Origin of the sequence: Microbulbifer sp., assembly GCF_051659245.1 — a bacterium.
Lineage (GTDB): Bacteria > Pseudomonadota > Gammaproteobacteria > Pseudomonadales > Cellvibrionaceae > Microbulbifer.
In genome coordinates, this window is record NZ_JBOFOC010000157.1 from 1 (window position 1) to 9,298 (window position 9,298).

Here is a 9,298-nt window from a genome sequence, read left to right on the forward strand (position 1 = left end):
AATGCCACAGTTATTCATGTCAGTCCCCTTCTGGTTTAAGGCGCTTAGCGACCTTGTGTTTCAAAACTCAACCAGTTTAGGGGACTGACCTCCTACTGAGCTAGATCTTGGCTCGCCGCTTTATTACATCTCCTACAGATAATGCCCGCCTCTGCTCCAGGCTGCCGCAGCCAGCGATTCAATCGCCTTCGAATGCTTTCAGACCAGGTCCCGGGGTATTTTTACGTCCCAGTTGTCGGAGTAGACCCGCGTCTTTCCCTCGTAGGCGTCCAGTGCGGCGTGGATGCAGAAATGGGACGGGGTGGAATCGAGCACCGTGTGGGTCACCGTGCGGATCTCCCAGTCTCCCCGGCGGTAACCCCACTCCCAAAACGTCTCTCCCCGGGGGGAGGTGTAGTCGTATCCCCGGTAGCTGTACCACTCCAGGGCCTTTCGCTGCATCTCCAGGTCCACCGATTCGATGTGGACGACGCCGTCATCGTTGATCACCTCCAGGGTGGAGACGTCGGTTTCCAGATCCCGGATCACGCGCCACTTGTGCTGGCCCGCCTGGACCCTCCGGGTGGCTGGGGGCCGGGCACCTTCCGGCGGGGGAAAGGCGATGGCCTGATCCTCCGCATCCCGGCGGGGGCGCTCGGGGAGCACCAGGCGACTGACTCCGGTGAAGATGGTCAGCCGGACCGGCTCCGGGGCCGGCCAGGCCAGGGGAAAGTAGGAGGTGGAGATCGACAGGCGCAGGCGGTTGCCCGCGGGAAAGGAGTGGCCGATGTTGTTGAGTTCCATCCGGATGCGGTAGCGCTTGCCCAGCTCCAGGGGCCGGGGCGCCTCCGACCCTTCGCGGTGGGTGAGGTTGAGCAGCCCGTAGGTCACCCGGGTCGCCTTGTCGTCGGGGGCCACATCAGACAGGCGGACGGCCAGCATCGCCACCGGCCGGTCGGCGGCGAGCGCCAACTCCAACCGGGCGGCCCCCAGGATCTCCAGGGGCTCCCCCAACTTAGCGGAATCGAAGACCAAAGCGCCGCCATCCTCTTCGCGCTGGTCGTGGGGCAGGTCCGGAGTGGCGGCGTAGGAACACCATTTGCCGGCGAAAAGCCCCACCGATAGAGGAGACTGTATGGTCATTACTTTCTCTCCCACTTTCGACTCGGGCCATTCCAGGGTCCCGGGGCTGGCCAGAGTCAGGGGGAGCTCCCGGGTGTGCGGCGAGGGCCACTCGGGTTCTCCCACCCAGCGGCCGGGGCGCTCCTCATAGAAGGTGGTGGGGGGCTCGTGATCCTGCATCCAGGCCCGGAGCATGGGTTCCTTCATGATTCCGGTCTCCTCCCCCTTTAACCAGTGATCCCACCAGCGCAGGCATTCCTGCAGGAAGCCGATGGCGGGCCCGGGGATCCCCTGGTGGGGATACTTGTGGCTCCAGGGCCCCACCAGGCCCAGGCGGGGCACCTGCAGCTTGGCCAGCAGCCGGAATACCGCGTTGGTGTAGCCGTCCGCCCAGCCGGAGACGGCCATTACCGGACACTGGATGGCACTCCATTCCTCGCAGACCGAGCCGTGCTTCCAGTATTCGTCCCTTCGCTGGTGGCGCAGCCACTTCTCCAGCCAGAAACCGCTGCCCCGGAGTCGCTGAAACCACAGTTCCCGCCATCGCTCCCCCACGATCTGCGGATCCGGCGGCAGGGAGTTGAAGGCGAACATGGTGGAGGCCCAGGAGAGGTTGTCCCCCAGCAGGCAACCGCCCATATGGTGGACGTCGTCCGCGTAGCGATCGTCGGTGGAGGCCACACTCACCACGGCCTTGAGTTCCGGGGGCCTGAGGGCGGCGATCTGCAGTCCGTTGAAGCCGCCCCAGGAGATCCCGATCATGCCCACCTTACCGTCGCACCAGGGCTGTCGGGCGATCCAGCGGAGGATCTCCACCCCGTCGTCGAGTTCCTGTTGCAGATACTCATCCTCCAGCACGCCTTCCGAATCCCCGCTTCCGCGGATGTCCACCCGAACGCAGGCGTAGCCGTGGGCAGCGAACCAGGGGTGCATGATGTCGTCCCGGGCCCGCGTGTTGTCCCGTCGGCGGTAGGGAATGTACTCCAGGATGGCGGGAACCGGGTCGGCTTCGGCGTTCTCCGGCATCCAGATCCGCGCCGCCAGCCGGGTCCCGTCGCTCATCGGAATCGAGGCGTGCTCGATATCGCGGATCGGTCGCGGCAGCGGATCGATGATCTTCAAGGTGCGGCTCCTTCAAAGACGTTTGTCGTCATCCGACCTGAGCCGACCCCTCGCCGGACAGAGACTGGAACTCCAGGGGCAGCCTCTCCGCCAGTTCGCGGTAGCGGGCCTCGAGTTCGCGATGGTCCCGGCCGCCAATGAAGATCACCGCCACCTCGTAGCTGTAGACCTCCTGGCCGCGCAGCTCGGAGAGACGATCCCCCTCCTTCACTTCGACCTGGATCCGCGCGCCGGGGAATTCCGACTCCAGCGCGGTGAGCTCGGCCGCGGTGGGGACCCGGGTGACGATCCCGTCCTCGAAGCGGCGCAGCATAAATTTTGCGGCGACGCTGTGTTCACCCTCCCAGCGAGGAAAATCTGGCCGACGCCCCAAGGCGACGTCCACCGCCACCTCGTGATGGGAGGCTCCGGCCACGTCGGCGAACAGGGGGGAGTGGGACTTGGATATCCGGGTATTGACCTCCAGCAGCCGGATTCGGTCGCTCTCCCGATCCCAGTAGAACTCCACGTTGAAGGGGGTGTCGTCCAGGTCCAGGGCGGGCACGGCCCGTTCGGTGATGGCCACCATTCGCTCCCTGACCTCCCGCGGCAGCTGGGAGGGAAATTCGTAGCGGGCGAAGGAGGAGCGCAGCGCCCCTTCGCGAATGGAGTCCACCGTGCCGTAGACCACCACCTTGCCCTGCTGGATATACCCCTCAAGGGTGCACTGCCAGCCGTCGATGGGCTTCTCCAGCACGCAGTGGTTGGCATCGATTTCCCGGGGGATGTCGGCCGGGAGACCGGCGTGCTCCATCAGGCGAGCGAAGGGATCGCCAAAGCGGGCGATCCCCTGCCGGATCTCCGACAAGGCATGATGCAGCTCCCGGGAATCCGCCACCCGATAGACCATCTGGGAGGAGAATCCGATCACCGGCTTGATCCAAAAGGGGAAATCCAGCTCGATCTGATCCTCCGCCTCCGGGTCGAAGGGGTCCAGGCTCTGGAAATCAGGAATGTGCCCGGGGATCACCTCACGCTGGCGAAGTCGGCTCCAGTACTTGTGATCGGCGATCAGGGTGGCGGCGAGACCGGCCCCGGGAAGCCCGAGATCCCGACGGAAAACGGCCAGAAGTGCCGTGGTGGGAAAGTCCCAGTGACCGATGATGGCATCCACCGGGACGCCGGCCCCCGCGAGTTCCCGCCTCCCCTGCTCGATCATGTCCTCGATAGGATAGGTCTCGGGATTGACCACCATGTCATAGGGCAGAAGGCCGTGGAAGGCATAGGCGTCGGCATTGCGAATGGTCTGCAGTTGCCGGAGATGGAATTCATCCAGGCCGATGACAAAGACGTGGGTCGTCATGCAGGCTTCCGCATTGATTGGTTGCGCTTCCCGGAATGGGCCCTCTAGGGAGATTAGTCGTTAACCGGGAATCGGGAGGGGGCTGGCCGGCCCCGGCTATCCGCCAGAGGTCGCGACCGTTGTCGCAGCCCTTGATTCTGCTCCACTCGGTTCAGTGGTCGGTGGGGGTTGTAGATATCAAGCTCTCACTGATTCGTCATACCGGCCAGGCCGGTTCCGGCCTGCGCCGGAACGACGACAGCACGTTGTAGGGGCTTCGCCCAAGTGGCTTTATCGATCAAGAGCAAACATAAGGTTCGCCCCTACGGAGACTTCTGCTCCAGGCTCCAGTTATACAGGATCTTCTTGTTCACACCGGTAATCTCCGCACCCAGAGCCGCGGCGCGTTTGGGTGGAAGCTCCGCGAGCAGCAGCTTCATTATCCGCTCGGCCTCAGGATCCAGCGCTTCGCCCTGGCGCCGCTCGGCGCCGCGCACCAGCAGCACGATTTCGCCGCGCTGCTGGTCGCTGTCCGCGCGCACCCAGGCGGCCAGCTCCGCCAGCGGGACCAGGCGAATGGTTTCGAACGTCTTGCTCAGCTCCCGCGCGATCACCGCCTCGCGCCCGCCGCCAAAGGCCTCCGCCATCGCCTCCAGGGTGTCCGCCACCCGGTGGGGGGCCTCGTAAAACACCAGGGTGCGCTCCTCCCCGGCCAGTTGCTCAAACAGCTTCGACCGGGCCTGAGCTTTGGCCGGAGGGAAACCCTCAAAGCTAAAGCGGTCGCTGGGCAGGCCGGCGGCGCTGAGCGCGGCGACGAAAGCACAGGGGCCGGGAACCGGCACCACGCGAATGCCCCGCGCGTGCGCCTCCCGCACCAGGCGGTAGCCCGGATCGGAAATCAGCGGCGTGCCCGCATCGGAAATCAACGCAACTGTCTGGCCCTCCTCCAGCCGCTGCAGGATCTGGCCGGTGCGCCTGTCGTCCGAGTGGTCATGGTAGGCGACCAACGGCGTATCGATATTGAAGTGGGAAAAAAGTCTCCGACTGTGACGCGTGTCCTCCGCGGCAACCAGATCGGCGCGTTGTAGAACTTCGACAGCTCGCGGTACCATATCGGCCAAATTACCAATAGGCGTAGCGACGATATAAAGCAGCGCCTGATCCGGCCCCATAGTTCACGACCCCATAGTCCAAACAAGAGTTAAGTTTTGCGGGAGAAAAATATGTCCGCCCCGTCCCGGCGCCCCCTTTACCGGCGCGCGCCCCCGATTATTGCCGGCCTGCTGGCCCTGGCTCTCGCCGCCTGCCAGACACAGGCACCGAGACCGGGTATACAGATTCCGGTGGGCGCCGACAGCGCCAGCCGCAGCAGCGCCGTACAGCTGCTGCACAGCGCCCGGGGCCTGCCCTCGCCGGAGCGCGACCGCCAGCGCCTGCGGGCGGCGGCCATTCTATACAAGCTGGGGGATAACACGACCGCCAAACAGGCCGTTACCGGCATCGAAGCGGAACAGCTGAACGACGTGCAGTACGCCCAGTACGCGCAAGTGTACGGCAGTTTGCTGGCCGCCGAGGACGAATTCTTCCGCGCCCTGAACCTGGCCGTCGCGCCGCGCCTGGAAAACGCCTGGTTGCAACTGCCGCCGGAAACCGCCCTGCCCCTGCGCAGCCTGCGCGCCGATCTATGGGGCCTGCTCGGCGACCTGGACAGCGCCATCGCCGAGCGCCGGCAGATTGCCGCCCTGGCCCGCGATGAGCGGGACGTTGCCGCCAACAACGACGGCTTCTGGCAACTACTGACCCAGTTGCCCTCCAGCGAACTGCAACTGCGCGCCACAGAGAGCACCGATTCCATCATGCGCGGCTGGTACCAGTTGGCCCTGCTCGGGCGCGACACCCAGACCGATATCAGCTCCCAGCTCGCCGCCCTCAGCCGCTGGCGCCAGCAGTGGCCCCTCCACAGTGCCAGCCGCCAGCCACCCCAGGCACTGCAACTGCTCGAACAACTGGCCGCCCAAAGCGCCGATCGCATCGCCCTGCTGTTGCCGCTTTCCGGACCTCTGGGCAGCGCCGGGCGCGCAATTCGCGACGGCTTCATGGCTGCCTACTACACGGCCCTCGACTCCGGCGCCCCCACCCCAAATATCCAGGTGTACGACACCGGTACCCAGCAGCCGTTTGAAGAGGTCTACCAGAGTGCGGTGGACAACGGCGCCGAGGTGATTGTGGGCCCCCTGGACAAACGCAAGGTCGCCAACCTGCTGGCCACGGAAAAACTGCCGGTGCCCACCCTGGCACTGAACTATGCTGGGGATTGGGACGACAACGGCCGCCTCACCGACGACCTGGTGCAGTTCGGCCTCGCCATCGAGGACGAGGCCCGCCAGGTGGCCCGGCACGCCTATCGCCAGGGCCACCGCCAGGCGATGATCCTGGCCTCCGATACCGGCTGGGGGCAGCGCGGCGCCGAAGCCTTCACCGAGGAGTGGCAGCGCCTGGGCGGCACAGTCAGTATCAGCAGGAGCCACCGCGACAACAGCAACTTCTCCCGGCTGATCAGCGACACCCTGCTGGTCCCCGACAGCAAGGCGCGGGAGAGCGCCCTGCGCAGCAAGCTGGCAGCACCGCTGGAGTTCACGCCGCGCCGGCGCGGCGACGTGGATATGATATTCGTGCTCGCGCAGCCGCAACAGGCGCGGCAGATCAAGCCTATGTTGACCTTTTTCTACGCCGGTGACCTGCCGGTATACGCCACCTCCCAGGTGTATTCGGGCGAGATAAATCCCAACCGCGACCGGGATATCAACGGTGTGCGCTTTACCGCGCTGCCCTGGCTGTTCGAGAGCGACAACCGCACCAAGCAGAATATCGAGAGACAGGCGGCGCCGGCACCCGCTTTTGCGCGCCTCTACGCCCTGGGTGCCGACGCCTTCCGCCTGTTCCCCCGCCTGCCCATGCTGCGCCAGTTCCCGCAGCAGCGGGTGCACGGCCTCACCGGTGCACTGAGCCTGTCCCCGGACGGCCGCATAGTGCGCGAACAGATATGGGCCCGTATCGAAAAAGGTGCACCGGTTCCGGTGACCACTGTATTCGAGCCGGCACCCGGCGACGAACCGATGGAACTCAGCGACTACAGTGAAACTTTTTGACCGCCCCGTGGCCACAGGCAATGTGGGTGCACAGATGGAGGAGGCCGCGGCGCGCCACCTGCAACACGCCGGACTCAAACTGGAAGCGCGCAACTACCGCTGCCGCCGGGGCGAAATCGACCTGATCGCCCGCGACGGCGACACCCTGGTGTTCGTGGAAGTGCGCTACCGCCGCAACAGTCTCTACGGCTCCGCCGGGGCCACGGTGGACCACCGCAAGCAGCGCAAACTGCTGGCCGCCGCGGATAATTATTTGCAACAGCACAAGCTGGATTGCCCCTGCCGCTTCGATGTCGTCGCCATCGAGGGCGATGCCGGAAACATCCAGTGGATAACCAACGCCTTCGGAGCCCCGTAGGGGCGGACCTTGAGCTCAGAATAATTGCAGGCGGCCCTGTGTTCGCCCGATATAGGAAACAATGGAACAGCGAGTTGTAACCCTCTTCCACCGCAGCCTGGAAGCCACCATGAACGCCGGCGAATTGCTCGCCCCGCTGATCGCCGAGGCCAGCGATATGGTGGTGCACACCCTGCTGGCGGAGAACAAACTGCTGCTCTGCGGCAACGGCGTGAGCGGCGCCCTGGCGCAGAGTTTCTGTTCACAACTGGTGGGCGGTTTCCAGCGCGAGCGCCCGGGACTGCCCGCCATCGCGCTGAACAGCGATGCCGTCTCCATCGGCACGGTGGCGCGCAATCACGGCCGCGCGGAATCCTTCGCGCGGCCGGTGCGCGCACTGGGACAGCCCGGCGACCTGCTGGTAATCGTCAGCGGGGATGGCCGCGACTCCAACCTGGTGCAGGCCGTGCGCGCCGCGCGCGACCGGGATATGGGCATACTCGCCCTCACCGGCAGCGACGGCGGCGACTGTGCAGCCCTGTTGGATAACCACGATATCGAGCTGCGAGTACCCTCCGAAATTGCGGCCGAAGTGCACCAGGTACACCTGTTAACCATTTTCTGTCTGTGCGACCTGATCGACAGCAGCCTGTTCGGTGGCTACGAGGACTGAACCATGCCTAAAATCCACACTGCCCGCAAAACGACCCTTTTCACTGCTCTTGCGCTGGCCGCCACACTGGCCGGCTGCACCACGGTGCTGGAGGCCACCCACGACGGCCCCATCCAGCAGGACCCGGGCAAACGCTCCCTGGGCACCTATATCGATGACCAGAAAATGGAGACCGTCACCACGGTCAATATCAACAAGGCGCACCCGGAGCTGAAGGCATCCAATATCAACGTCAATGCCTTCAACGGTGTGGTCCTGCTCACCGGCCAGGTCCCGGACAATGAACTGCGCCTGCTGGCCGGACGCACTGCGCAACAGGTGCAGAATGTGCGCCAGGTGTACAACGAGATCCAGGTGCGCGGCAACGTCTCCCTGCTGGCCAGTTCCAGCGACGCCTGGCTGACCACCAAGGTCAAAAGCGTGCTGTTGGCCAACGACGAGATCGACAGCGGCCGCATCAAGGTGATCACCGAAAATGGGGTGGTCTACCTGATGGGACTGCTGACCCGCGCCGAAGCGGAACGGGCGGCGGATGTGACCCGCGGTATCGGCGGGGTGCAGAAGGTGGTCAAGGCGGTCGAATATATCGATTGATGAAATACAATTTTCACAACCTGAATTATTGAAATAAAAATTCACATCTGGTAACTTGCCTCGAATCGACCGCTTGATTTGAGGCAAGTCGCTATGTCGCCACTGCTCTCCAAATACCATCCCCCGGGTGAATCCAGCCAGGTTCAGGCCATCAGCCCGGAGAGCGTCGGCTGGGGCTATGTAGGCTTCCAGGTATTCGAACTCAAGGCAGGGCGATCCCTGAAGCGGGAGACCGGCGACCGGGAGGTGTGCCTGGTACTGGTGGCCGGCAAGGCCTCGGTTCGCACCCGCGACCTGTCCCTGGACGAAATCGGCGAGCGCATGAGCCCCTTTGAGCGCAAGAAACCCTACGCAGTCTACGTACCCAACGACGATTATTTTGAGGTGGTTGCCACCACCGATCTGGAACTGGCGGTGTGCCAGGCCCCGGGCAGCGGCAACCATCCGGCACGCCTGATCGGCCCCGGCGACATAGACGCCGAGGCCCGCGGCAAGGGCTGCAACCGGCGCACCGTGCACAACATCCTGCCCGAGGACAAACCCGCGGACAGCCTGCTGGTAGTGGAGGTATTCACCGACGAGGGCAACACCAGCTCCTACCCGCCCCACAAGCACGACAGCGACAACAGCCCCACGGAGACCTACCTGGAGGAAACCTACTACCACCGCATAGACCCGCCCCAGGGCTATGTCTTCCAGCGGGTCTACACCGACGACCGCAAACTGGATGAATCCATGGCCGCTTACGACAAGGATGTGGTTATGGTGCCCAAGGGCTACCACCCGGTGGTGCCGGTAGCCGGGTACAACAGCTACTACCTGAACGTAATGGCCGGGCCGGTGCGCCGCTGGTGCTTTACCTGGGAAAAGGGACACGACTGGATCAACGGGCCCGATTACCCCCGCGCGAATTGAATTTTGTTGTTCTTCTCCCTCGGCACTTGTCTTCGTGCCATTTTCGAGCGCCTCCCCTGGCGCTTTTTTTATGATTTTTTTTAGGA

8 protein-coding genes are annotated in these 9,298 nt (G+C 64.2%); 5 read left to right on the forward strand and 3 right to left on the reverse strand.

All coding sequences use genetic code 11. The features are described from left to right. Positions 1-198 precede the first annotated feature (198 nt). The 3 genes from ACRC0P_RS15450 to rsmI form a co-directional block, all read right to left on the reverse strand. A complete protein-coding gene (locus ACRC0P_RS15450) occupies positions 199-2,223 on the reverse strand; it encodes a CocE/NonD family hydrolase (RefSeq protein WP_438632200.1) in 2,025 nt (674 codons plus the stop codon). A gap of 28 nt (positions 2,224-2,251) precedes the next feature. Next, a complete protein-coding gene (locus ACRC0P_RS15455) occupies positions 2,252-3,565 on the reverse strand; it encodes an ATP-grasp domain-containing protein (RefSeq protein ID WP_438632201.1) in 1,314 nt (437 codons plus the stop codon). 302 nt (positions 3,566-3,867) lie between these two features. After that, entirely contained in the window at positions 3,868-4,716 is an 849-nt protein-coding gene (gene rsmI, locus ACRC0P_RS15460; RefSeq protein ID WP_438632202.1) for a 16S rRNA (cytidine(1402)-2'-O)-methyltransferase, read from the reverse strand. 51 nt (positions 4,717-4,767) lie between these two features. On the opposite strand from rsmI, the gene ACRC0P_RS15465 reads away from it, so the two are divergent. From ACRC0P_RS15465 to iolB, 5 genes are all read left to right on the forward strand, one after another. Continuing rightward, entirely contained in the window at positions 4,768-6,693 is a 1,926-nt protein-coding gene (locus ACRC0P_RS15465; protein ID WP_438632203.1) for a penicillin-binding protein activator, read from the forward strand. Beyond that, on the forward strand, positions 6,680-7,051 hold the full coding sequence (locus tag ACRC0P_RS15470) for a YraN family protein (RefSeq protein WP_438632204.1): 372 nt from the start codon (positions 6,680-6,682) through the stop codon (positions 7,049-7,051). Before ACRC0P_RS15465 ends, ACRC0P_RS15470 begins: the two co-directional genes overlap by 14 nt. Positions 7,052-7,112: 61 nt before the next feature. Then, positions 7,113-7,703 (forward strand): SIS domain-containing protein, encoded by a 591-nt coding sequence (locus tag ACRC0P_RS15475; RefSeq protein ID WP_438632205.1) that lies wholly within the window; start codon positions 7,113-7,115, stop codon positions 7,701-7,703. Positions 7,704-7,706: 3 nt separating this feature from the next. Next, positions 7,707-8,297: a BON domain-containing protein gene (locus tag ACRC0P_RS15480; protein WP_438632206.1), complete on the forward strand. Its 591-nt coding sequence runs from the start codon at positions 7,707-7,709 to the stop codon at positions 8,295-8,297. 93 nt (positions 8,298-8,390) lie between these two features. Next, on the forward strand, positions 8,391-9,212 hold the full coding sequence (gene iolB, locus ACRC0P_RS15485; protein ID WP_438632207.1) for a 5-deoxy-glucuronate isomerase: 822 nt from the start codon (positions 8,391-8,393) through the stop codon (positions 9,210-9,212). Positions 9,213-9,298 lie beyond the last annotated feature (86 nt).